The organism is Bacillus timonensis (assembly GCF_004799755.1).
In the GTDB taxonomy this organism is placed as follows: domain Bacteria; phylum Bacillota; class Bacilli; order Bacillales; family Bacillaceae_L; genus Ferdinandcohnia; species Ferdinandcohnia timonensis_A.
Genome location: NZ_SLUB01000024.1, coordinates 39,096 through 63,942 on the forward strand (window position 1 = coordinate 39,096; position 24,847 = coordinate 63,942).

Here is a 24,847-nt window from a genome sequence, read left to right on the forward strand (position 1 = left end):
CCTCCTGCTATACTTGAGTTTTATACGTTTCAAGCTTATTAAAATCTACTACGCACCCGATACCATATCCTGAAGGTAGTAAGATTGATCCCATCTCAATATCTCCTTTGTTCTGAATCGGATCATCCGTTAGGAAAAACGGTCCATTCAAATCCGAAGGAAGAGTGATTCCTAAATAATTGAACAAGTGTGCACTACTTGTGAGTCCTAAAGACGATTCTGTTAAACCACCGCCAAGTAAACCAAGGTTTGCTTCTTTTGAAATTTCTCCTGCTAATTTTGCACCAGTAATGCCTCCCATTTTGGTGAGTTTAATCACAGCATAATCACATGCTTCTAAACGAATAGCTTGTAACACGTCACTTGGACTCCAAATACTCTCGTCTAAAGCAATAGGTACTGACGTTTTTCTTCTCAATTCTCGATGACCTAGCAAATCATTTGCTTTTAAGGGCTGTTCAAAAACGTCCACACCGATTATTTCCATTTTTTTTGCTGCTTTTATTGCTTCGGGTAGAGTATAACCTTGATTAGCGTCAACCCTTAAAAAGAGATTGGGGGCTTCTGCTCTCACTGTTTCTAACACTTCCATATCAAAATCAACATTGAATCCGATTTTCACATCAACCGCTTTAAAACCATTCTCACTTGCATATTTGGCTTTACCTGCAGCCTCATTAATGTTACTTGTACTAATGAGATAAGACAGGTCAATTTTTTCACTTGACCTACCAAGCAATATTTCAGCCAATGATTTCTTGGAACTTTTCCCCATCAGGTCATAAAGCGCCATATCAACAGCTGCTTTGCAAATGGGCTGTCCCTTGGAGATTCCAGAAGAAATTTCCTTGTCAATTATTTCATGTAAAGTAGTGAGGTCATCACCCCTCTTTCCAATAATTGCAGGTTTAATATATTTTTGAAGGGTTGAAACAACAGACTCCATCGTTTCATAGCTCCATCTATGGCTAGGTCTAGCCTCGCCCCATCCCTCGATGCCGTCCTCAGAAATAATCTTCACATAAACATGTGGTGCACCTTGATTACCGTCTCCTACTGTCCCTCCTGAAATTTGAAAACTTTGTTTCATCGGTAATAATAAAGGAAAGACTTCGAGGTCCTTAATAATCATTTTTATCACCTCATAAATTCTTTAATTCTGCTTTTTTAATTCCATCTACAAATTTCTTCGTTATTTCCTGCGGCCTCGTAATTGCAGATCCTACAACTATTGAATGGGCACCATTTTCAAAGGCCATAAGTGCCTCTTCCGGGGTAGAGATTCTACCCTCAGCAATAATTGGCACTTTACAACTAGAAGTAAGCTCCTTGATGAGTTCAAAATCAGGTCCTTCAATTTGGGGACTATATGGCGTATATCCTGAGAGTGTAGTAGAAATGAGATCACACCCTGCTTCAACTGCAGCAATACCTTCTGCAGCAGTTGATACATCAGCCATGATTAAACTAGTACTATGATTTCTTATATACCAAACCAAATCGTTGAAAGTAACTCCGTTTGGTCGCTCCCGAAACGTTGCATCAAGGGTGATCACATCCGTTTCAGACTCTATTAGCTCCTTAACTTCCTTTAAAGTAGGTGTTATAAACACACCGCTTTCCGGATAATTTCTTTTTATGATCCCAATCGTAGGTAACCCTGTCGCTTTTCGAATGGCAATGATATCTTCTTTTCCATTTGCACGTATCGCTACAGCTCCACCCATTTTCGCGGCAACACCCATTTTAGCCATGTACATCGCCCCATGTAATGGCTCATTCTCTAAAGCCTGACACGATACGATTAATTGTTTATATATTAAGTTCAAAAACTCTTGTTTCTTCATCATTTCCCCCTTTTATTCGAATCGGTCCAATTCATTGAAAGAATAATCCACCTTCAAAATACCAAAAAGGATTATTTCTTCACTCTTAACCAAAAAAAGTACATGAATTACTTAAATATAGTTTGTTAAGTAATTGGATACGAATAGAATTTTTGCTGGGTAAATTTTACCCTTTAACTGCACTGCTATAGGCGCCTTTAATAAAGTAATTTTGAAAAGCTACAAAAACTATTAATATTGGTATAAGGGCAATTATTGCACCAGCAGATACCAAGCGAGTATTCGTTACAAAGGCTCCTTTTAAGTCATATAAGCCCACTGTTAACGGATATGTGTTTGGATCCTGTAAAACAAGGAGCGGCCATAAGAAATTATTCCATGAACCTATGAAACTCAAAATGGCTAGAGTCGCAAGCATTGGCTTTACCATTGGAATCATGATATACCACCATATTTGCCAAGGTTTTGCACCATCGATAATGGCAGATTCGTCTATTTCCTTAGGGATACCCATAAATGCTTGCCTCATCAAAAAGATACCAAATGCGGAAACAGCCCCTGGTAAGATAACACCAGAAAACGAACCGATTAAGTGAAGTTTCTCTAGGATTAAATAAATCGGTATCATTGTTACTTCTCCTGGAATCATCATTGTGGATAGAATGACTAAAAACACTATGTTTTTTCCTTTAAAATTCATTCGGGCTAACGGAAAAGCGGCTAGCGAACAGAATATTAATGGTAAAAGAACTCCCCAAAAAGCTAATATTGTACTATTCCATAAATAAAGAGGAATTGGGAGTGTATTCCATACTGTAATAAAATTATCTAAGGTGATATTTTCAGGAATAAACTGAGGAGGAAATGAAAAGATCGCTTCATTTTGTCCCTTTAATGCAGTCGATACTGACCATAGAAAAGGAACAATCATAGCAACCATTATGACGCTCAAAAAGAAATAGGAGATAATTAGGCGACTAATCTTCCGTTTACTCGGTAGATTCCGAAACTGCCTTTTTGGTTTAATGTCCGGTCCTGTACTGGTGTTTGTTTGTGTAGGGTGCATATACTACTCTACCTCCTTAAGACGGGTTATCCAATGTCCGTTTATTTAACAAAGTCAAAATGAGTATAATAATAAATAGAATAAAAGAAATCGCACTCGCATATCCCATTTCCAATTGCCTAAATGCTTTTTCAAAAACGATGAACACCACTGTTTTGGATGCACCTATTGGTCCGCCATCCGTCATTGTTAACATTAAGGTAAATTCCTTGAACGCTGACATTGTTGATATGACGGCCGTAAAAAATATAATAGGCTTCAACATAGGAAACGTAATGTGAATATGTTTCTTCCAAAACCCTGCCCCATCTAATTCAGCTGCCTCGTACAAATCTGTGGGCACCGATTGAAGTCCTGCTAGATAAAAAAGCATATAGTAACCCAAGCCTTGCCATATCGTTACAATCGCTAGACTAATCATTACGAATTTCCTACTTGTTAACCAATCAATCGGATTTATTCCAATAAGGCTTAATAAATAATTGAAGATTCCGTCACTTGCAAATAACCAATTCCATAAAATTGCTGTAATGACAACAGAAACAAGTGCTGGGAAGTAATACGTTAATCGAAATAACTTAATACCAATTAATTGTTGATTAACGAGAATGGCCAGAAAAACGGGTAGAACGACTAATGCAGGTGTAACTAAAATCCAATAATACGCCGTATTTTTTAAGGCATTCCAAAACTCTTCATCTTTAAAGGCTCGAATGAAATTTTCAAGCCCAACCCAATCTACCGTCCCCATGAATACATTGTAGTCAGTAAAACTAAGTCCTAACGCTGCTAGCGCTGGAAGTAAGGTAAACGTCGTTAACAATATACCGGTTGGCAAAAGAAACATCCAAGCGTGTCTTGCTTTATACATACAATCACTCCTACCATAGTCCGAATGCTAGTCGGTTTTAACCAAGCTACTAATTTCAGCCTAATTTAGTAACTAGTTAATCCTTAGAAAAGAAGGCATTCACTATGCCTAAGCAATCATGAATGCCATAGATAATTACTATTGTTCTATTAATTAAATGATGCTAGGTTTTTGATGTATGTTATTTCGTCTTAAGAAGCTCATTAATTTTTGCTTCAGCGTCTTCAATCGCTTTCTGTGGATCTTTATCTTCTAATAAGACCTTATGGAATTCTTCATTGACAGCCTTATTAATTTCTGAAATATTCTCAACAGGAGCAAACATATCCTTTGCAATATCTAACTGTTTTGCAGCATAAAATTTACCTTTTTCTGCAGGATCATCCGAATTTTCACCTTGGGTAAAGAATTCATCAGCTGCAGCTTCTTTTACCGATGGAAGAATTGCCACAATCTTACTGAATGCTAACTGGCTTTCAGCGTTTGTAACAAACTTAGCAAATTTAACTGCCTCATCAGGAGCCTTTGATTTTGCAGAAACCGCAATGTTCATAATCGAAACATGTCTAAAACCTGACGAACCAACGATGGCTGGTGCCGCATCAGATTTTTCATATACTTCTGGGGATAAATCTTTAACCTGGCGATAAAGTTGCGGTCCAGTGCCCCACCATGCCATTTTCTCTTGTGCATACCACTCGTTTGGTTTTGCTTGAGCTAACAAGATTTCTTTAGGAATCAAGCCTTTATCAAAACGCTCTTTAAAAGTCTTAAATACTTCAACCGCCTCAGGCGTATTAATGGCAGCACTCTTCAAGTCTTCTGAAACTAATGGAATACCATTCTGTGGTAAGAATAAATGAATGTCAATTGGTGTATTTCCATATACCCCCAACTTGTCATAAAGAATCTCCGACATTTCCCAAGCTTCTTCTTCACTTGCAGGCGGATGGTCAATACCTGCTTTTTCTAATAATTCCTTATTGTATAAAAGACCACCAGTTGATAGATACCAAGGAAGAGCATATGTTTTGTCACCTAAATTTCCTGCTTCCCATACACCTTCAAAGAAATCATCTTTAACATCTGCTGCTTTTTCTGTAAGATCTAGAACAGCACCAACAGCTGCAAGCTTCTTAAGATAGTCTGTGTTTAAATTCATAACATCAGCAAGCTGTCCAGAAGCTGCAGCAGTTAATGTCTTTTGTTCAACAGTATCGTATGGAATATCTTCCCACACAACCGTTACTCCAGGATTTTCACCTTCGAACTGGTCAATTAAACCGTTTATGTAATCATCAAATGTAGGGCTTAGCGAAATCGTCCAAAACTTAATTTCAACATTCTTTTCCTCATCTTTGTTACCTTCGTTATCTTTCCCTGTACTTTCATTTTTCGAACAGGCAGTTGCAACAAAAAGCATTAAAACGATCAACAACATTGAAAGCCTTTTCATTCTTTTCAATTCGATTTCCCCCTTTTTTAATTGAAGATGATTTCACAACCTGTGAAACTTTGCTCCAAAATAACATGTTGAAAGTGAAATTATTCTTCACAATTTATTTTATTTCAAGAAGATTACCATGTCAATACAATTATTTCAATTTTTAGAATTTTAAATCTAAACAGAATATGAGTACTAATTTTATGGTTCATTGCCTCTCCATTCTCTCTAAAATCTATAAATTTTCTTTAACATAAGCAATGGTTTCATCGATATGTGATATGATTCCTGGGGCATCGTGTCCTGAAAAAGGATATGCAATCATTGATTTTTCTGCAACAATGTGACTGTATACGCCGTAAATGGATTGAGGCGGGCAAATTAAATCTCTAAAGGCTACCGAAACTCTGGTCTTACTCTTAATCTTTGGAGCTAAATTAAGATTGTCAAAATATGAAAGTGTTTCAAATACCTGTTTACTCTTTTCGGGATATCTGTGCATAAAATTTTCGATACTAACGAGAGACCCTTCGAATTTTTGCTGGACAGCAAGTTCGATATTGCACATATTCGGAACATCCGCAACAACTAAAGTAGGACGATTGTCTAGTGCTGCAACCGCTAGTGAAATTCCTCCCCCCAGGCTCGCACCAAGTAAACAGATTCTGGATTTATCGATTTCCTCTCTAGCAAAAACAACATCGACCGCACGTTTGCAATCCATATATATCTTTCTATAATAATATTCATATTTATCAAGGATTCCTTGTGTGGCCCATGTTCCAGTAGCACCAACGGAATAGTGTGTATCCTCGGCACTTTCCCCATGCCCTCGACAGTCTACTGCTAAAACTGCATATCCTTGAATAATCCATTTCATATAATTAGAAATTGAACCTTTGTTGCCACCATAACCATGAAATGTAATGATACAAGGTAATCTATCAGTTTGATTTTCAGGTAAAATATAAAAGGCATTTATAGGCGTTCCTGCAAATCCTTTGTATACCAAGCTATAGGCTTGAATTTGACTAATTGGGTAATCAATCTTTTTCATTTCAATTTGAAGTGGAGTTTCAGTCGATTCCTTCAAGGTTTCTTCCCAAAATTGGTCAAAGTCCATTGCTTTAGTTAGTTCCGGTTTATAATTCTCAAATTCTTTGATTTGTTCTTCATAAAATATCATTTGTTCCCTCGTCCTTATGTTTTTTAGCATAATTTTTAGTCCTCATTTTCCTCTTGCTGACTCTTTAGAACTTTAAACATGAAGTACTATTCCATCGTAGGCAACCTTAATGCCACTGGAAGCAAAGATTTCCTCTAGGTCCTCATGCATTAGACCTATATTATGAGAAAAATGAGTCGCAATCATTTGACTTTTGTTCGTCATAATCCCTTTTTCAAGAAAAACGTTCTGGATGTCCTTCACTGCCTCTATATTAAGATGATTTCTTCGCTCCGGTAGTTGTCCATGTGTACAATCCAAAATTGCTACGTCGATCTTTTTCGTGGATAACCATTCCCATGTTTGTTCAGGAAACCACCCTGTGTCATGACCATGAAATATCCTATTACCATCCTTCTCTATGTAGAAGAGTAAACATGTTTCTAATGGGTTATGGTCTGCAGGCAAGGGAGTTACCTTTGCTGTACCGACCTGATACGTAGTAAAAGGGTGCATTAAAGTAAATGTAAAATATTGATCAGTGTGCCATAATACTTCTTTAGATTTATAGATAGCTGCGTCATTTCCGTAAATATGTAGCGGATATGAAAAATCATGAGCAAATCCTGGTGTTCTCATTCCAAGATCTTTTGGATTAAAATGGTCCATATGTGTATGTGTAAATAACAAATGTTCTATCTTTGAAAGATCGAGATTATGTGTTAAGACATGATGATAGGAGTCTGGTGGAAAATCAATTTTAATAGAATCATCAATAATTGTTGAGGAACGTGTTCTGATGTTCTTACCTCCTAATTCTCTTGCTTTCTTACAATGTTTACAATTGCAAAATAGTCCCGGAAATCCTTCTGCCGCTGCAGTACCTAGAATTTGTATTTTCATATAATAATTATCCTTTCTCTTTATAAAAGTAGAATTTACCCATTTTCCCTTGCGATTGAGTAATTTGGGTTTTCAAGTTTATTTATTCAATTAAAACTATTACGACACGACAAGAAAGAGCAGGTTTATTAAACCCACTCCTCCTTGTCTATTACGTATCACTTCGAACCATTTTAAGGAATCCAGGTATATGATGCGGAGCTGTACTAGGCTTTGCAAATTCCTCTTCAACAATATGCCACCAGTCAAACAATTCTAGATATACTAAATCAAAGATCATAACACCATGTGTCAATTCTATATCCTTGCGAAGCGCCTTACGGAACTGCTCAGGATTATTAATATATTGATTGAGATATAAACTTCCATAAACAAATGTAGATTCATTAATAACATCCATTGCTAACTCAGCAGAACCCTCAACACTATGCTCAGCAATTCTACCATTTGCAATTGCTTCATCTTTTGTAACATGTTCAAAGTACGTACCTGTCATGATGAAATCGAGTGTTTCAGCATAACCAGTTTTGTGATAATCCGGTGAAGTCCAGCTGTAATCTGGTTGATAGGTTTTACTTGCCCAGTTTACACCCTCACTATAATAATCAGAATACCATGCACCTACATACGTACTAAAATATACCTCGTCTTTTATATCATGGATTGTTTTCTCAGCCTTTTTAAAGAAAGACTGGATATTCCCTGCACGCCATTCAATCCATTTTTGGTATAGAGGACCTTCTACCATATTTTGCTGGCCGTTCTCAGCAAACTTGATTTCAAAAATATCTTGTGGGAAATTATCAACTTCATAACCAATATACTCTTCAAATTTTTCACGGCTTAATTCACTAAAGTCAGCGTAAATATTATTGTATCTCGCGCGATCTAAAACAATTCCATCCACATCATAATTTGTAACTAATTCTTCAATAATACCTAATTCATAATTTTGAACATCTTCACGAATTGGGTTTACAAATGTTGAATGCCCTGCTGCTTGTGAAGATGGTACAAGTTTTATTTCAGTTGATGCGACATCAATCGTATCTCCAACCTTCACATTATCAAGTAACCAAGTTCTAGCTGTACCATGACCAGACAAAACGTAACCGCTTTCAGGAATTTCTAACGCTGGTGTTCCAAATGTGTTCCGGTCAGAAACCTGTGTTACAACTCCATCTGTGACTTGAACCTCAGCCCCCCAACGGTTTGCAGGAGAGACATCATACTTATCTGGCGTATACAATACAAGATAGTTTGTATTTCTTGTAGTATTTGAACCATCAATTTTTCTTGTTTCTCTGTTAGCAGCTGTAGCTACCCTTGAACCCTCATAAATGACGGATTGCCATTCTGGATTCTCATATGCAGGCCCTTCTTGGTAAGTAGTGCTTCCCTCTGAGAAAACATTAATAGCCGCATGGACCTTTATCCCGTATTTATGTGCCTCTTCTACTACATTTTGTAATAAATCATAATTCTCGGGGTAACCTTGAAATTTATCAATCTTCTTAGATGTACTTGCATGAGGAGCTAAATTACTATTGTAGGCAACAAAACCTGTTGAATTTTTTATATCTAGAATAATTGTATCAATATTTGCTTTAGCCGTTTTGCCAACAATCTCTTTCACTTTTTCTTTCGTATTTAAATATTCGATATTCGCTGACAAGTCATACCAGAGAATTCTAGCCTTTTTATCCGGATCTTTTACTATATTTTGTAATACATTCTTCCTAGCAGTATCATTCCCGCCTTTAGCTGAAACCGGAATTACCAAAAAAGTTAACAATAAGAAAGCAGTAACAACAGCAATTAATTTTTTCATATCTCGCTCCTTTTTTACACCTTTTCTTTTCTGTTACCTTTATGTATTTCAACGATGCAAGAATGTCCGCCCTCCTTTTTTTGAATTATCTAAATAATAGCATATTTATAATAAAAGAAGAATATTTTCTTCTTTTTTATAAAGTAAACAGGATAAATTATCTACCAGTTATTAAAACATTACAATTTACAACAAAATACGCTATGACTTAGGACCTATATTCAGATGATGGATTTGCTCTCATGTTACACATGCTCACCCATTCTAATTGACTTTCTTTATTTTTGATATAATAAGACTAAGAATTTTGGAGTAAATGGACATTACTTCCATAAGAAGACGTTTGAGCATTTAGCAAGGTGAAAACAATCAAAAAATCTGACTTTCGTCATTTTGAAAGTTTAGTGTATGAGGTGAAACTTTATGGCTTTTGGTATTAAACGAAAGGAACTTGTGGAGTGGAAGAAAAAGGTATCACAAGGGGAAGTTGCGTTTTTGACGCATTATTGGATAGACGACCGTTTCCCTGGAATGACGACCGTCACAAAGGTTGGCTGCGCCGACCTTGAAAAGCTTAAAAGATGGGGCAATAAATATGGGATTCCTTCAAAGTACATTCATAACCGGACAGGCTTTCCCCATTTTGACTTATTAGGTGAACGACAGATTGAAATTTTACGAAATGAAAACATGCTACATCAATTAGAGAAGTTCAAAGGATAAGCCATTTGAACTATTTTCTTTTTCACGATATTGGATAGAATAAAAAGGGTTATGAAAGGAGGGGTCAATATGCTTAATGAATTTAAAAAATTTGCTTTAAAGGGTAATGTGATTGACCTTGCAGTCGGGGTTATTATTGGTGGAGCTTTCGGAAAAATTGTTACATCATTGGTAAATGATATTATCATGCCGTTAATCGGATTTTTGCTCGGTGGGGTAAACATATCAGAGGCTTCTATCCCCTTTAACGGTGAGGAAATCATGTATGGTGCTTTTCTACAAACCGTTTTGGACTTTTTAATTATTTCTTTCTCTATTTTTCTTTTTATCCGCTTCTTCCAACGCTTTAAGAAAAAAGAAGAAGAAAAACCTACTGCAGAACCAACGCCAACAAAAGAGGAACAATTACTTGCTGAAATCCGTGATTTGTTAAAAGAACAAAAAAGGATGTCCTAGTCGTAAATGACCAGGACATCCTTTTTTATACTTCCCAAGGTAAGGCAATGCTAAATTTGGATGCCATTTTTTCATTTTCTTTTTTACGTCTTTTTCGATTTTCCGCGCGTTCTTTGCCAGATTCATGAAGCATCTTTTCTTCCTCAGACTTTGGAATAACTTTTGGAACAGGCTTTGGTTTTCCGTTCTCATCTAATGCAACAAACGTTAAAAACGATAATGCGCAAATATGCCGTTCGCCTGTATATAAATTCTCTGCAATCACTTTAACAAAAACCTCCATCGAGGACCGCCCCGTATATGTGACAAACGCTTCTAAACAAACAGAACTTCCTTCCTGAATCGGATGAAGGAAATCAACAGAATCAGTCGATGCTGTTACTACTGGAGAGCGTGAATGACGAACTGCTGCAATGGATGCAACATCATCAATATAGGCCATGAGTTTTCCGCCAAACATGGTACCATGATAATTCGTATCAGGCGGAAATACATTACTTGTCTTTACAACAAAAGATTCCTTGCAATACTTTGCTTCTACCATATGTAAATCCCCCTTATTATGTCTTATAGTATTCTTCTCGTAAATTTTATTTGTAATTCACAGCACAATAAACATCGTATGTCTTTGCACTACGAATTTCAATCATTTTTTAAAAGAAAAACGCTAGCCATTTCGGCTAACGCTGGTTATGCAGAGAATTTTCTTTCAAGGCTTTCGAATGAATATACACGATCAATGAATAACGCGTAAATAGAAGCTAATATCTGTTGGAAGAGCATCCCCACTACGACTGGAACAGCGACTTCAGCTGGGAAGAATGTAATGGCAATGACGGCTCCGGCACTAATATTGCGCATGCCCCCCGTGAAGATAAGAGCAATTATCACATCGGAGTCTAATTTCATGAAACGCCCGATTCCCCATGCGATTAAATATCCACAAAAGGCAATGAAGAAAACGACCGCTCCAATCAGGATCAGTTTCAGGTTTACATTTTTCAAATAGGGTGCTATATCAGCACTATTGATCATCACCACTACTCCAAGGCCAATCTTTGAAAATGGCGCTAGGTTTGGGCTAAGCGTTTTTGTGCACTTTCCTTTAGTAACATGGTTAACGAGCATCCCAAGAACAGAAGGCAGCACGACCATGAAAAAGAGACCCTGCATAATACTTAAAATATCCATTTCAACATTACTGCCGACAAATAACGTTAAACTATATGGAACCACAAATGGCGAAATCAATGTATCAATTAAGATAATAGAAAGTGTAAGTGCAATATTTCCGTGCTTCATCGCAACCCAGATAAAGCTTGAAATACCAGTTGGAATGACCACTGCCAAAATCAACCCAGTAATTGTAAAGCTGTCACCCGGAAAAGTTAAATGCCCCACAATCCAAGCCCATGCAGGCATGATTAAATGTAATGTAAAAAGAGCAATCAAGATTGGGAATGGATGTGTGATTGCTCGTTTTAATGAACTAAAACTGGAACTTAATGCTCCTGAAAACGTGATAAATGCAAAAATCCATGGTACTAAATACGAAAAAGGGGCCAAGTATGCAGTTAATAAGACACCCAATACGACACTTGTAGGTGTAATGAGTGGCATCAGTTTCTCTAATTTTTTGTTGAGCTTCTGTAACATCATCATTCTCCTAGTTTAAAAATCTACCACTATAAGTCCATTTTTTTAGTATACTACAATTTTAGCATTTTAGAGGTTGTCTCTTAAAGAAAATCAGCAAACTTGGGTATGATGACCGAAAAAAGCATCATCACAAAGTGACAATGCTTTTCTCGTGATTAGCTCGGATCATTTTCGTCATATGAAAGGGTTGTAACTTGTGTGTAATCCCCTTTTTCAATTTCATTCATTGACGCATCTTCTCTTAATTCCTCTTCTGTGTCCATTCCAACTGCAATTGTTGGCTCTTCCTGCTTTTGACGTTTTTTCATAGGTAACCACTCCTTTCTTTTAGTATTCCCTTTAGTTGGGTATGATACAAAAAACAACCGTGTTTTCAGAATAGTATTTTTATGCGATTGGAAGCATTTTTATAAAAATAACCCTCGCATTTTAATGCAATTTGTTATAAAGTAGGATTTGTGACTTTTTAATGAGGTGAAACAACTATGGCAATTCAAAAACAACAAGAAAAACCAGCAGCGACTGATTATTTAAAATTTATTATTCCATCCTTACTTGGAATTATTTTATTTATTGTACCCTTTCAGTACCAAGATACATTCACAATCCCTGTTGCCATTTTGGCAGGCATTGTTCAAGATTTGTTAGGGGATTCAATTCCTTATATCATGACCGGTTTAATCGCGATTACTGGGATTATTTCGATTTTTACAGTATTCGTTAAACCTGCATTTATTACGAAATCTCCGTTTTTATCGGGACTCTTTTATGTGTCTCCAGTGTGGGTTGTAACAAGAATTTTAGGGATGATTTTTTCAATTATGACCCTCTTCAAGCTTGGTCCTTCCGCTATTTGGTCAGATGCAACAGGTGGTACTTTGCTATTTGATTTAATCCCTGTTCTATTTTCGGTCTTTTTATTTGCAGGACTGTTTTTACCATTATTGCTTGATTTTGGTCTACTAGAGCTATTTGGTGCATTGCTGACAAAGGTGATGCGTCCCCTTTTCAGATTACCCGGACGTTCCTCTGTTGACGCCATCGCTTCTTGGTTAGGAGATGGAACCGTTGGTGTGCTTCTAACGAATAAGCAATATGAGGAAGGCTATTATACAAAAAGGGAAGCAGCCATTATTGGAACAACGTTCTCCGTTGTTTCCATCACATTTACAGTGGTGATATTAGCTCAAATGGGATTAGAGAATATGTTTGCGCAGTTCTATTTTACAATCCTACTTGCAGGTTTTGTTGCGGCGATTATTACACCCAGAATCCCGCCATTATCAAGAAAATCGGATACGTATTATGAAGGTACGACACAAAAGGCGGACGAAACCATTCCAAGCAATGTAAGTCGTTTCCAGTGGGGAATGGAACAAGCCGTCGTCCAAGCAAAAAAAAGCGAAGGTGTTTCGAAAGTAGTTAAAGGTGGCATGCAAAACGTTTTAGATATGTGGTTGGGTGTTGTACCAGTCGTTATGGCAATCGGAACAATCGCCCTTCTGATTGCGGAATACACTCCGACCTTCAAATATCTTGGTGCACCATTCGTACCGATTCTAGCCTTACTTCAGGTGCCAGAGGCGGTTGCCGCATCTGAAACGATGGTAATCGGATTTGCAGACATGTTCCTCCCTACCATTATTGGGGCCGATATCGAGAATGATCTTACACGATTTGTAATTGCAGGAGTATCCATTACACAGTTAATCTACATGTCAGAGGTTGGTGGATTATTGCTCGGTTCAAAATTACCAGTGTCGTTCCTAGACTTAGTCATTATCTTTTTACAGCGGACGCTGATTACCCTGCCAATTATTGTTGGAATGGCGTATTTGTTTTTCTAAATGGTAAAGCCCCGAAAGGTGATTTTCGGGGCTTTTTTGTTAGTGACAGTATTTCTGAATTAGTGATAGTATTTAGAATATAGTGACAGTATTTCTGAATTAGTGACAGTATTTAAGATTTCATAGACCAACTTGGAAATCCTTTTTCTACACTTTCACTGGAACTTCTTCCTTCGTAAAGCCTTCTTGGTAAATTCGACTGATAATCGACTCAATTTCAGGCTCTTCTACCGTCAAATCCGTAATATTATGGGTTTGCGTAATTTGGGAAATCACATCTGATGCAGAGTAATCATCACGATTGAAACGAATCCATTTTCGGTTTCCTTCTTCCTTGCAAATCTCCCCATTTGAAACTTGTAGGTCGATTCCATTTTCCTCAACATCGACAATCAATGTCCGCATTTTTCCATAACGCGATTTAACCGATGCAATCTCGCCATCATACACCTTTTGACCATGATCAATCAGAACCATTCGCGTACATAGCTTTTCAATGTCTTCCATATCGTGGGTAGTTAAAATAACCGTCACATTTCGAAGCTTATTGATTTCTTGAATAAATTCGCGCATTTTTTCTTTCGCCACAACATCAAGACCAATCGTTGGCTCATCCAAAAACAAGATGTCTGGGTCATGCAGCAGGGATGCTGCAATGTCTGCTCTCATCCGCTGACCTAGTGAAAGCTGACGAACAGGTGTGTTCAAAAACTCACCCAGGCCTAAAATGTCTGTAAAAGTATCCATATTTTCTTTATAACGGACATCTGGAACCCGGTAAATTTCCTTTAGTAATTCAAAAGATTCGATTGTTGGCAGGTCCCACCAAAGCTGGGTCCGTTGGCCAAACACCACGCCAATGTTTTTCGCATTTTCCTTCCGATTTTCATAAGGGATAATCCCGTTAACACGGATTGACCCGCTTGTAGGAACTAGAATGCCGGTAAGCATTTTAATCGTTGTTGATTTCCCAGCACCATTTGGTCCAATGTATCCCACCATTTCCCCTTTTTCAATCGAAAATGAAATATCTTTAACTGCTTCTTTCATTACAAATTGCCGGTTCACTACACTTTTTAAAGCGCCCATGAACCCGGTCTCTCTTTTTGCAATCTTAAATTCTTTTCGTACATTTTCGACCTCTATAATAGCCAAGATGGAACCCCCTTTTTTTACGATCCAGCACTCTTATAGCGACTTAAACCAAGCATCCACACATGATACGCAACGATAAAAAACACGATTCCCACTAGTGGTGTAAAATACCCAATAGAGGAAGGAAAATAAGGTGTTTCCTTCTCTAAAATCACCGCTGCCGGGAAGTAGTTCACAAACCCAAATGGAACAACAAACGCCGTTACCCATTGGACCACTTTTGGATAAATCACAAGAGGATAGTTTGTTAAATTTCGAGCTGGATACATCACGACCCAATAAAAACGCTCTGATTTTGTTGTCCAGAAGGCAATTGCCGATATAAACACGAGGAGTCCCCCTTGAACCAAAATCCCTCCGATAACGGCTCCAAGTAAAAAGAGAATTTTTCCAAACTGCCAATGAATATCAAGGGCAGTGCTCACCCAAATAAAGACCAAGATACTAAAAATAAACTGCCCCGCTGCCCCGATATCGAATTTCATCGCCATAAAATGAAAGAATGGATTGATGGGGCGAACGAGGAACCGATCAAAGGTGCCATTCACAATATACGTATCCAAGCTTCTAAAATGGAAAAAGAGAATGATACAAAATCCCCATGACAATACGGCCAGTGCAAATAAAAAGAGCAACTCATAGAAATTCCATTTTCCTAGTTCTTTAAATTGATAGAGCATAACCCACATCGTGATAGCAGTACCTGTATAGGCTGCGACCATCCCGACAATGCGCATGATAAATGCAAAGCGATACTGCATTTGGGCACGGACACCTGCTCCGACGAGGCGAAAATATAATTTTATGTAATCGACTATTTTTTTCATGCTTCACCCTCCCTGAACGATCACTTTGTTTGATGCCTTACTCCAAACAAATCGGAGGATTCCATACGAAACTGCTACCCAAAATAACTGAATCCCAATTGATAGAAAGACCTCGTTACCTGAAATCTCTTCTATGAAAATAGCATTCGGAATAAAATAGATTCCTTGAAATGGCAAATAGGATGCGAGCGTTTGCAACCAACCAGGGAAAAACCACAACGGGATGACCGATCCGGATAGAAGTGAAACCGAAAAATAAAAAACGTCCTCGATTCCCCCTGTTTCAATGAGCCAGAATGTAAATAAACCAAATGTCAGTTCAATACAATATCGAATGAGAAAGCCTAAAAAACCTGAAATAATAAATAAAATCCACGTCTGCCATGAGGTTGGCAAGCTCAGATCAACAAAGAAAAACAACAGAAAATATAACGGGACCAACGCGGTTAACATATAAAATGCGACACTGCCAAAATCGGCAAATAAATAGCGTAACGGAACATCAAAAGGTCTCATTAATTCAAGTGCAATGTCACCTGTTCGAACCTTTTCCTGCAGTTCCCACAATGGCGTCCCAGCACCATTCACTGCCGTTAAAAATTGACTGACGACTACATAGGTAAGCATGGCTGTTAAAGAAATTCCACTTGCTTCTTCTTTGCCAGCATATAGTGCATACCAAATGGACATCCACATTAATAGAAAGATAATATTTGAAACCAGCCTTGTCCACACATCAAATCGATAGGCGGCTGACCTCATAAAGGCTTTTCTCGTAAAAGCATTATACATTTTTACCGTATCCATCAAGTCACCTACTAGACATTTTGCTTTTAACAAATTTTTCTTTATAGTAGCATAATTGCCTGCCTTCCGACTAGGCTCTTTCTTTCTTTTTGGAGCCTAGTCGTGTAACAGTTTGTTCAATTAAGATGGCGACAATTGTTCCCAGAACAAGTCCATTATTTAATATAGACGTTAAAATAGGGGGCACATCTTTGAAAGCATCTGAAGGTACGAACATCGACCCAACCCCAACAAATAAAGAAAACACAATAATCATTCGGGAACGACTTTTATTCAACAAGTTTTCAAATGCAGCTAACGCAGGCAGCATGAGATTGGCAAAAATGATAAATACCGTTGCATACCCGATTGGTGCCGGCAACCCAGAAACAAAATTCATGATTTTAGGAAAAAAACTAATGCCGACTAAAATAAAACTACCGACTATAAAAGGGAGTTTTGTATTAATTTTCGTGGTTGCAATGAAACCTGCCGCTCCTGAGATGGGTACGGGTGCAACCGCTGAAAAAATCCCTGCGAAAATTTGGTTAACCCCTGCCATAAATCCAGCCGGACGATATCTCGTTTTTTCCGTTTTAATCTGTTGGGAATGCAGCACCTGCTCAACAACTCGTATGCTTGCGATTAAATTTGTTAACAGCAATAACGTCACAAGAATCGCTGTGGCAATCATTCCACTATCAAAGACTGGATTCCCGAAGGCAAATAGACGAGGAAATTCCACCCATTTATTCGATGTCACTTTGATTGGGTCAGTAAGGCCGAAAATAGCAAAAATGATCCAACCAAGAGCTAAGCTAATAAGAACGGAGTATTGCCTCAATGCTCGAGGTCCCTTTTCTGCAAAAACAAACGTAAAAACAATAATAAACAGACAAATCACTAAGATTTTTAAATATACCGTTTCTTGTCCCCGGTACCCCACTCCAAAGATTCCATTTAAAAATGAACCACTTAGTTGAAGGGAAAGTAAAATCAAATACGTCCCGGTTACAACCGGTGTAAATAGCTTTGAAATTCGATCAATAATTCCATATACACTTAAAAGCATAAATAAAATTCCACTAAATAAAATACCCGCTTCTATGGCTCGGAGTGTATCTTCCCCTGAGCCGTACAAGGTGGGCCCTAGACCTGCATAAATGATAAATACGCCCCACCATAAACCGGCCGGCCCTTCATTAATCGGCAGACGATGCCCCAAATACACTTGGACTAAGCTTGATAATCCAAGTACTAGGAACGTCCGCGCAACAAAGCTTGCCGTTTCCGCTGGGTCCATTCCATAAAGAGCTGCTATCGCGATTGGTGCGACAATCGAACTCGCAATGATAAACGCAAGCCATTGTAATGAACTAAAAAACACTTTCACTATTATCATCCCTATTCCATAATCAAATGCGCCTTGGCGTATTTGCGCCCGATTTTTTCGAGCAAGCTCGAAAATTTCCTCTGAAAAATCGTGGCATCCGCCGGAGGCTTAACTTTATTCAGTCTAGGTTCGAACCCACATCGAAATTGGATACTTTTTTACATTCATTACCTCACTAATAAATGTAGTGGATTTCTACTTAATAAAGTTGTGCTTTCCCATTTTATCATTTTTTTCAATTTGTGTATGTCTGATATAATTAAGTATATGCACTAATTTTTGTTTATGGAGGAAAATAGATGATTCGTTTTGGAGTAATCGGAACTAACTGGATAACAGATGCATTTTTAGAAGCAACAAAGGCAATCGAGGATTTTTCATTAACCGCTGTTTACTCGCGTACAGAGGAACGTGCAAAGAAGTTTGCTGAAAAATATCAAGCACCCTATATCTTTACATCGATTGAGGAAATGGCACAATCTAATGTCTTTGATGCTGTATATATCGCAAGCCCGACTTCCTTTCACGCCTCACAAGCGATTATTCTATTGAATCATGGCAAGCATGTTCTTTGTGAGAAACCGATTGCCTCAAATACGAGAGAACTAAAAGAAATGATTCAAGCGGCAAAGGAAAATCAAGTGCTCTTAATGGAAGCATTGAAGTCTGGATTTCTCCCTTCTTATGCAAACATTCGGGAGAACTTGCATAAAATCGGTCCCGTTCGTCGCTATTTTGCGAGCTATTGTCAATATTCATCCCGCTATGATGCCTATAAGGAAGGTACGGTATTAAATGCCTTTAAACCTGAATTTTCAAATGGGTCGTTAATGGATATTGGCGTGTACTGTGTGTATCCAATGGTCCATTTATTTGGAAAGCCCGATTCGATCAAAGCAAGTGGGCTAATGCTTGATTCTGGTGTAGATGGCGAAGGTAGTATTCTCGCCTATTACGGGGAGATGGAAGGTATGATGATGTTTTCGAAAATCACGAATTCTTACATCCCTTCTGAAATACAAGGTGAAAATGGTAGCATTCTGATTGATAAAATCTCATCACCTGAAAAAGTTGAAATTCGTTATCGGGATGGTCGTGTCGAAGATCTTTCAATCCTCCCCGAGCAGCACACGATGTATTATGAGGCAAAGGAATTTATCGAGTTGATTAAACATGGTTCAATCGAATCAACTGTCAATACATACGAAAACTCATTGGCTGTAATGGAAATCCTTGACGAAGCCCGGCAGCAAATGGGAATAGTATTTCCTGCAGATCAATAAGTTAAAACGCTTGCGACACAAACATGTCGCAAGCGTATGTATACTCTATATCTTTTTTAATGCATCCACGATCGGTTCATCGCCACTTACAAGATCAAAAGCTTGATTAAATGTACGTTCCTCTGTTAACGAAGCAACAATCACTTTTGCCACATCTGCACGGGGGATTGTATTTCTCGTTAAATTCTCCCCTACAGCGATCTTCCCAGTGCCTTCCTCATTCAATAAGCCACCAGGTCGAACAATCGTATAGGTTAACTCACTTTGCTCGAGAATTCGGTCTGAATAATGCTTTGCGACATAGTATGGACGGATGGCCTCATTCCATTTTTCACGTTGATTAGCGCCTAATGCACTTATCATGACAAAGCGTTTGACCCCAGATTGTTCTGCGGCTTCAATGGTTTTTACTGCACCATCCAGGTCAATTAAGAGGGTTTGATCTGGACCTGTATGACCGCCGGACCCTGCAGTAAATACAACTGCATCACATCCCGAAATTGCTTTACGAATTTCTGATACACTATCTGCAATACTTGCAAAGACTGTTTCAACACCTAGATTGTCAAAATAGGCTACTTGCTCCTGCTTACGTACCATAGCGAGTGGTGTATGCTCACCACTTTCCTTCAAAAGCTTCACCACTTGTTTTCCGATTTGTCCATTTGCTCCAACTACACAAACCTTCATCCACCTAGCCCCTTTCAGATTGTATTTCTTTTATTATTACAAGTTGAGGAAGAGATATCAAACGATAGGGCTTATAATTAAGGACCACCGAGCCTTAACTCGTGTGGTCCAAAAAACTTACGCATATAGGGACTGTGCTTGCATGCGATACATGTTTGCATATATACCGCCGTGAGCCAATAATTCATCATGGGTTCCTTGTTCTTTAATGACTCCTCGCTCTAATACAAGTATGCGATCGGCATTTTTGATGGTTGACAGGCGGTGAGCAATAATAAAGGTTGTGCGCCCTTTCTTAAGAACATCCATCGCGTGTTGAATAATCTCTTCGGTCTCCGTATCAATATTGGAAGTCGCTTCATCAAGTATTAAAATCGCTGGGTCAAACGCAAGTGCACGTGCAAATGAGATAAGCTGACGTTGACCTGATGAAAGTGTACTTCCTTTTTCAATTACCGGTTCATCGATTCCTTTTTCCAGATTCTTAAGAACTCGTTCTGCACCAACTGCTTGTAATGCTTTCTCTACTGTTTCCCGTGTGATCTTCGGGTCATTCAAACTTACATTTGAGGCAATCGTACCCGTGAACAAATACGGATCTTGCAAGACGATTCCCATATGCTGACGAATGGTCTGTCTTGGCAAGGTCGTGATGTCGATTCCATCGATATAAATCTTTCCTATGGATGGATCATAAAAGCGGAAAAGCAAGTTCATGATCGAGCTTTTTCCAGAACCGGTATGACCAACCAAAGCAACCGTTTCACCACGTTTTGCTTCAAACGAGAGATTTTTTAATACATATTCATCGTCTTTATAGGCGAAAGTGACATCCTCGAATACCACATGGCCATCATATCTTGGCATGGTTTCCTCGGATACCTCTTCCCCTTTTAAATCTAATACATCAAATACTCGTTTTCCGGCTACAAGAGAGCGTTCTAATTGGGAAAACTGATTCACTACATTTGTTATCGGATTAAATAATCTTGTTAAATAATCAACAAATGCGTACAATGTACCAGCCGAGGCAACCTCACCTACCGATAATGATTGTGTGCCAAAATAAACAATGAAAACGGTGAACATCATGAGACGTAAAGTATTTACTAAGTTAAATGAAGTGGCAGAATCTAATAATAAAAGTTTTCGCCCATATGCATAATGCTCATTATTCATATCATCAAATTCCTTCGTCATTTGCTCTTCACGACGAAAGGCTTGAATAATCGTCATTCCTTGAATGGACTCATTGATCATCGCATTGATGTCCGCAATTTTTTTACGAATCACTTTATTATACTGTGATGCATATTTCCTGTATAAAATCATCCATACATAAATGAGCGGAATCATGAGTAATGCAAGCATTGCCATTTTCCAATTGAGTATAAATAGGGCAATATAAACACCCGCTATTGAAATAAAGCTTGTGGCAAAGTTTGAAAGCACCTGCACGTATAGATTTCGAACGGCTTCTGTATCATTCGTAACCCGTGCGACAATTTTTCCGGCTGGCCGTTGATCAAAAAATTGAATCGGCAATGTATGGATATGCCCAAATACATCCCTACGCAATTTTTGGATGACCCGATTCGCTCCCACTTGTAAATAAATATACATGAAATATCGTAAAATCGCCGTTGCGATGGCTAAAATGAGGTATAAGCAAAGCAACCAGGCAATTGGCTGAATTTCAATATTTCCAATGACCATATATTCATCGATGATGTACTTCGCAATAAATGGACCTGCTAAATCCGTAAAGACTGCAATCGTTAAGAAAAACAGTCCAATAAAAATAGGTCTCTTGTAATACATCGCATATTTTGTTAATCGTTTACCTGTACTCATGCCCGACCCTCCTCTAGCTGCTGACGGTCAAATTGTTCCTTATACCAACCATTTTGTCTTAGAAGTTCTTCGTGAGTCCCTTGTTCTGTAATTTGCCCTTCATCCAGCACGATAATATGATCAGCGTGTTGAACACCAGATAAACGATGTGTCGTAATAATCGTTGTTTTGTCACTTCGCTCATTCTGAATGTTTTCGATGATGCGTGCCTCTGTTTTCGCATCAACCGCGGATAGCGAATCATCCAGGATTAAGATTTCAGGGTCTTTGATAAGTGCACGTGCAATGGACACACGTTGCTTTTGTCCTCCAGATAAGGAAACCCCTTTTTCACCTACAAGGGTTTCGAGTCCCCTTGGTAAGTTTTCCAAGTCTTTTTTAAAGTATGCTAAATGAATCGCCTTCTCGATTTCTGCATCCGTAGCATCTTCTTTACCAAACAAAATGTTTTCTCGAATCGTCCGTGAAAATAACACGTGATCCTGTGGAACGTATCCGATCCAATCAAGTATTTGTTCCTTCGTCTGTGACGCGATATCAATTCCAGCAATACTGAGTTGCCCTTCCTGTAATGGATATTCGCGTAGTAATTGTCGTAAAAATGTGGTTTTTCCAGCACCTGTTTTCCCAACGATACCAAGTGTTTCTCCCTTTTTTAAGGACAGGGTGATCTTCTGTAAGTTTTTCACCTGACTCGTTGGATACTGGAACATTAAATCATGAAATCCAATCCTATTCGGTGTCGAAACAGCAACTGGATCATTTGAATTTTTAACATCTGCCTCATAATTGAGCGTTTCTTGCACACGATCCAGTGAAGCATTCCCTTGCTGCATGACATTGATTAGTTCACCAATTGCAAAAATGGGCCATACGGCAAGACCTAGATAGACATTAAATGTAACAAGCTGACCTACTGTCATTTCACCATTTGCTACAAGAAATGCACCATATCCTAGTGCTACGACATAGCTAATACCTGTTCCGACTTTCGTAATCGGGCCGAACAAAGCATTAATCTTCGCTGTATGCATATTTTTCTGGTAAACCTCTTCGCTTTTATCAGCAAAGACTTGTTCATCCTTCTTTTCCTGGACATAGGCGCGAATGACTCTCACACCTGCAACAGATTCTAGAACATCATCATTCAATTCTCCAAATGAATCTTGGGCTTTCATATATCGTTCATGGACAATTTTCCCTAAATATTGAATGAGCACGGCCATAATCGGAACCGGCAGCATTGAAAAGAACGTTAATTTCCACGAAATCATAATTCCCATTGCTAAAATAATCGTTCCTAAAAATAAGGTGGAATCGATCAATGTCATAATCCCAAAACCCGCGGTTAGTGAAACGGAATTCAAATCGTTTGTTGCACGGGCCATTAAGTCACCAGTACGGTTCTTCTCATAAAAGGTAGGTGTCATTTTTAAAAACTGTCGCATTAACTTACGACGCATGACTTTTTCAAGGTTTAAGGAACCTTCAAATAATCGGTACTGCCAAAAGAAATTTAAGAAATAGCCAGAAACGATAATGGCTACGAATATTAAAATATATTGAATCAATACATTCCTAGTCATTTCTCCTGCTGTTAAAACATCGATAATGGAGCCCAGTAAATAAGGTGGAATTACTTCCAACACTGTGGCGATCATTAACAAGACGATAGCAATTGTATATTGCAACCAATATTTTTTAAAAAACCAACCAAGTTTACCTAATACTTCAAACATTTCTCATACCTTCTTTCTCGTTCACAGTTGAAAGCCCTGAGCTACCCACTGTCTAGCAACTCCTTGTTAAAAATCAATACTCTTCGCTTTTTCCACATTGTCTCTACTCCCTTTCATGTTTGAAAAGCGCAGGGTGCCTGCTTATCGGCGACAAGCATAAGACGAGACCTGATAGAAGGCGCATTTTGCCTTCTGAAGGTATTGGCTTATGACCTCGAGCCGATGGCGCCCGTAGCTAGACTTATTCACTAAAAAATTCCACAAAAAAGATGCATACCCTAAAAAGAGCATGCATCTTTTGTAAAGGTATAGTAGGCGTACCATACCTGTTATTTCATGAGGAATCTACAATTCTACAAATATAGGTATGGACAATGTATAAAATTGTTGTGTAGTTTACGTGTTTTCATGTCTCTCATTGTCCTTTCCTCCTTTGTAAAATTTTTATTAGTATTCTTGAAGATTACCATTTTTTTCATAACATTGTCAACTAGTAATTTGCGTTTTATTCAGAATACAAGCTCTTTATTTTGAAACGTAAACAAAAATAATTTAAAACCGACTTTTTTGGAGAAAGTATTCATACAATTCTTGTAGGGGTGATGAAAATGCCTAGAGTACAATATACGGACAATGATGTAAATTTAGTGGCAAGGATGATGCGAGCAGAGGCTGAGGCTGAAGGGCGACAAGGGATGCTGATGGTTGGTAATGTCATTGTAAATCGCGCAGTAGCCGATTGTTTAGATTTTAAAGATCTAAGGTCCATACGGCAAGTGATTTTTCATGTACAAGGTGGAAATTATTCATTCGAAGCAGTCCAAAAAGGCAACTTGTTTTATAATCCTGCTAGAACTGTGGAAAAAAGGCTCGCGAAGAAGACATTAGACTATTGGAGGGAACACCCTTCCAAATATTCTCTTTGGTATTTTAACCCGTATGGTCCTTGTCCACCTACATGGTACGGTCAACCATTTGCAGGCCAATTTAAAAATCATTGCTATTATGAACCAGCGCCTAACACTTGTGATAGCGTTTATTCGAGGTAGGGACTGTCCGATAAGTCCTAAAAAATAAGGCAAGGGGGAAAAACAATTCGTTTTTCTCCCTTGCCCTTTTTGAGTTTTTCGATTTTTCTCTGAAAGTAACTGGCGGATGCCTGCTACTTTCAGCATATTGTGGGCTAATGCCACAATCCCAAACTCGACATGTACTTTGTCGAGCCCCCGCAAGGAAAATCTGCGGAACGACCTATTGCCCTTGATGTGACCGAACACACTTTCTACCTCAACTTTACGTTGAGCGTAG

Annotated in this window: 23 protein-coding genes and 1 pseudogene; 5 read left to right on the plus strand and 19 right to left on the minus strand. The window is 38.3% G+C overall.

What is annotated here, in order from left to right; all coding sequences use genetic code 11:
- Nucleotides 1–7: 7 nt before the first annotated feature.
- From E1I69_RS13720 to E1I69_RS13755, 8 genes are all read right to left on the minus strand, one after another.
- Nucleotides 8–1,132: a mandelate racemase/muconate lactonizing enzyme family protein gene (locus tag E1I69_RS13720; protein WP_136380148.1), complete on the minus strand. Its 1,125-nt coding sequence runs from the start codon at nt 1,130–1,132 to the stop codon at nt 8–10.
- A 10-nt stretch (nt 1,133–1,142) separates the two neighbouring features.
- Nucleotides 1,143–1,847 (minus strand): N-acetylmannosamine-6-phosphate 2-epimerase, encoded by a 705-nt coding sequence (locus tag E1I69_RS13725; RefSeq protein ID WP_136380149.1) that lies wholly within the window; start codon nt 1,845–1,847, stop codon nt 1,143–1,145.
- Nucleotides 1,848–2,013: 166 nt separating this feature from the next.
- Complete coding sequence (locus E1I69_RS13730) at nt 2,014–2,913, minus strand: carbohydrate ABC transporter permease (RefSeq protein WP_136380150.1); 900 nt, start codon at nt 2,911–2,913, stop codon at nt 2,014–2,016.
- 16 nt (nt 2,914–2,929) lie between these two features.
- On the minus strand, nt 2,930–3,784 hold the full coding sequence (locus E1I69_RS13735) for a carbohydrate ABC transporter permease (protein WP_136380151.1): 855 nt from the start codon (nt 3,782–3,784) through the stop codon (nt 2,930–2,932).
- Nucleotides 3,785–3,965: 181 nt separating this feature from the next.
- Nucleotides 3,966–5,240 carry an ABC transporter substrate-binding protein gene (locus E1I69_RS13740; RefSeq protein ID WP_242634599.1) on the minus strand — a complete coding sequence of 425 codons (1,275 nt, stop codon included), beginning with the start codon at nt 5,238–5,240 and terminating at the stop codon, nt 3,966–3,968.
- Nucleotides 5,241–5,463: 223 nt separating this feature from the next.
- Entirely contained in the window at nt 5,464–6,414 is a 951-nt protein-coding gene (locus E1I69_RS13745; protein ID WP_161974905.1) for an acetylxylan esterase, read from the minus strand.
- Nucleotides 6,415–6,486: 72 nt separating this feature from the next.
- A complete protein-coding gene (locus E1I69_RS13750) occupies nt 6,487–7,296 on the minus strand; it encodes an MBL fold metallo-hydrolase (protein WP_136380154.1) in 810 nt (269 codons plus the stop codon).
- Between the two features lie 151 nt (nt 7,297–7,447).
- A complete protein-coding gene (locus E1I69_RS13755; protein ID WP_136380155.1) occupies nt 7,448–9,127 on the minus strand; it encodes an alpha amylase family protein in 1,680 nt (559 codons plus the stop codon).
- Nucleotides 9,128–9,550: 423 nt separating this feature from the next.
- Here E1I69_RS13755 and E1I69_RS13760 point away from each other — a divergent pair, with 423 nt between their 5' ends.
- The gene (locus tag E1I69_RS13760; protein WP_136380156.1) at nt 9,551–9,850 is read left to right on the plus strand and encodes a hypothetical protein; all 300 of its coding nucleotides are present in this window, start codon (nt 9,551–9,553) and stop codon (nt 9,848–9,850) included.
- A 69-nt stretch (nt 9,851–9,919) separates the two neighbouring features.
- Entirely contained in the window at nt 9,920–10,306 is a 387-nt protein-coding gene (mscL, locus tag E1I69_RS13765; RefSeq protein WP_136380157.1) for a large conductance mechanosensitive channel protein MscL, read from the plus strand.
- A gap of 25 nt (nt 10,307–10,331) precedes the next feature.
- Here mscL and E1I69_RS13770 read toward each other — a convergent pair whose 3' ends face one another.
- The 3 genes from E1I69_RS13770 to E1I69_RS24725 all read right to left on the minus strand — a co-directional run bounded on the left by E1I69_RS13770 (nt 10,332) and on the right by E1I69_RS24725 (nt 12,273).
- Entirely contained in the window at nt 10,332–10,850 is a 519-nt protein-coding gene (locus tag E1I69_RS13770; RefSeq protein ID WP_136380158.1) for an acyl-CoA thioesterase, read from the minus strand.
- 146 nt (nt 10,851–10,996) lie between these two features.
- Nucleotides 10,997–11,962: a bile acid:sodium symporter family protein gene (locus E1I69_RS13775; protein WP_136380159.1), complete on the minus strand. Its 966-nt coding sequence runs from the start codon at nt 11,960–11,962 to the stop codon at nt 10,997–10,999.
- Nucleotides 11,963–12,120: 158 nt separating this feature from the next.
- Nucleotides 12,121–12,273: a hypothetical protein gene (locus tag E1I69_RS24725; protein WP_165439164.1), complete on the minus strand. Its 153-nt coding sequence runs from the start codon at nt 12,271–12,273 to the stop codon at nt 12,121–12,123.
- A gap of 177 nt (nt 12,274–12,450) precedes the next feature.
- On the opposite strand from E1I69_RS24725, the gene E1I69_RS13780 reads away from it, so the two are divergent.
- A complete protein-coding gene (locus tag E1I69_RS13780) occupies nt 12,451–13,812 on the plus strand; it encodes a YjiH family protein (protein WP_136380160.1) in 1,362 nt (453 codons plus the stop codon).
- Nucleotides 13,813–13,959: 147 nt separating this feature from the next.
- Here E1I69_RS13780 and E1I69_RS13785 read toward each other — a convergent pair whose 3' ends face one another.
- The 4 genes from E1I69_RS13785 to E1I69_RS13800 form a co-directional block, all read right to left on the minus strand.
- Nucleotides 13,960–14,967 (minus strand): ABC transporter ATP-binding protein, encoded by a 1,008-nt coding sequence (locus E1I69_RS13785; RefSeq protein ID WP_136380161.1) that lies wholly within the window; start codon nt 14,965–14,967, stop codon nt 13,960–13,962.
- 17 nt (nt 14,968–14,984) lie between these two features.
- Entirely contained in the window at nt 14,985–15,794 is an 810-nt protein-coding gene (locus tag E1I69_RS13790) for an ABC transporter permease (RefSeq protein WP_136380162.1), read from the minus strand.
- A 3-nt stretch (nt 15,795–15,797) separates the two neighbouring features.
- A complete protein-coding gene (locus E1I69_RS13795) occupies nt 15,798–16,601 on the minus strand; it encodes an ABC transporter permease (RefSeq protein WP_207308551.1) in 804 nt (267 codons plus the stop codon).
- A 70-nt stretch (nt 16,602–16,671) separates the two neighbouring features.
- A complete protein-coding gene (locus E1I69_RS13800; protein WP_136380171.1) occupies nt 16,672–17,973 on the minus strand; it encodes a purine/pyrimidine permease in 1,302 nt (433 codons plus the stop codon).
- Between the two features lie 299 nt (nt 17,974–18,272).
- Between E1I69_RS13800 and E1I69_RS13805 the strand changes: the two genes are divergently transcribed.
- Nucleotides 18,273–19,256 carry a Gfo/Idh/MocA family protein gene (locus E1I69_RS13805; protein ID WP_136380163.1) on the plus strand — a complete coding sequence of 328 codons (984 nt, stop codon included), beginning with the start codon at nt 18,273–18,275 and terminating at the stop codon, nt 19,254–19,256.
- Nucleotides 19,257–19,301: 45 nt separating this feature from the next.
- On the opposite strand, the gene E1I69_RS13810 is transcribed toward E1I69_RS13805, so the two are convergent.
- From E1I69_RS13810 to E1I69_RS13820, 3 genes are all read right to left on the minus strand, one after another.
- Nucleotides 19,302–19,946 (minus strand): SDR family oxidoreductase, encoded by a 645-nt coding sequence (locus E1I69_RS13810; RefSeq protein ID WP_136380164.1) that lies wholly within the window; start codon nt 19,944–19,946, stop codon nt 19,302–19,304.
- Between the two features lie 117 nt (nt 19,947–20,063).
- Nucleotides 20,064–21,800 carry an ABC transporter ATP-binding protein gene (locus tag E1I69_RS13815; RefSeq protein WP_136380165.1) on the minus strand — a complete coding sequence of 579 codons (1,737 nt, stop codon included), beginning with the start codon at nt 21,798–21,800 and terminating at the stop codon, nt 20,064–20,066.
- Nucleotides 21,797–23,539 (minus strand): ABC transporter ATP-binding protein, encoded by a 1,743-nt coding sequence (locus E1I69_RS13820; protein WP_136380166.1) that lies wholly within the window; start codon nt 23,537–23,539, stop codon nt 21,797–21,799. The genes E1I69_RS13815 and E1I69_RS13820 overlap by 4 nt, the downstream gene beginning before the upstream one ends.
- A 608-nt stretch (nt 23,540–24,147) precedes the next feature.
- Between E1I69_RS13820 and E1I69_RS13825 the strand changes: the two genes are divergently transcribed.
- Entirely contained in the window at nt 24,148–24,588 is a 441-nt protein-coding gene (locus E1I69_RS13825; protein ID WP_116350819.1) for a cell wall hydrolase, read from the plus strand.
- 116 nt (nt 24,589–24,704) lie between these two features.
- Here the strand turns inward: E1I69_RS13825 and E1I69_RS13830 are convergent.
- A pseudogene (locus E1I69_RS13830) lies at nt 24,705–24,847 on the minus strand (transposase); the annotation flags it as partial.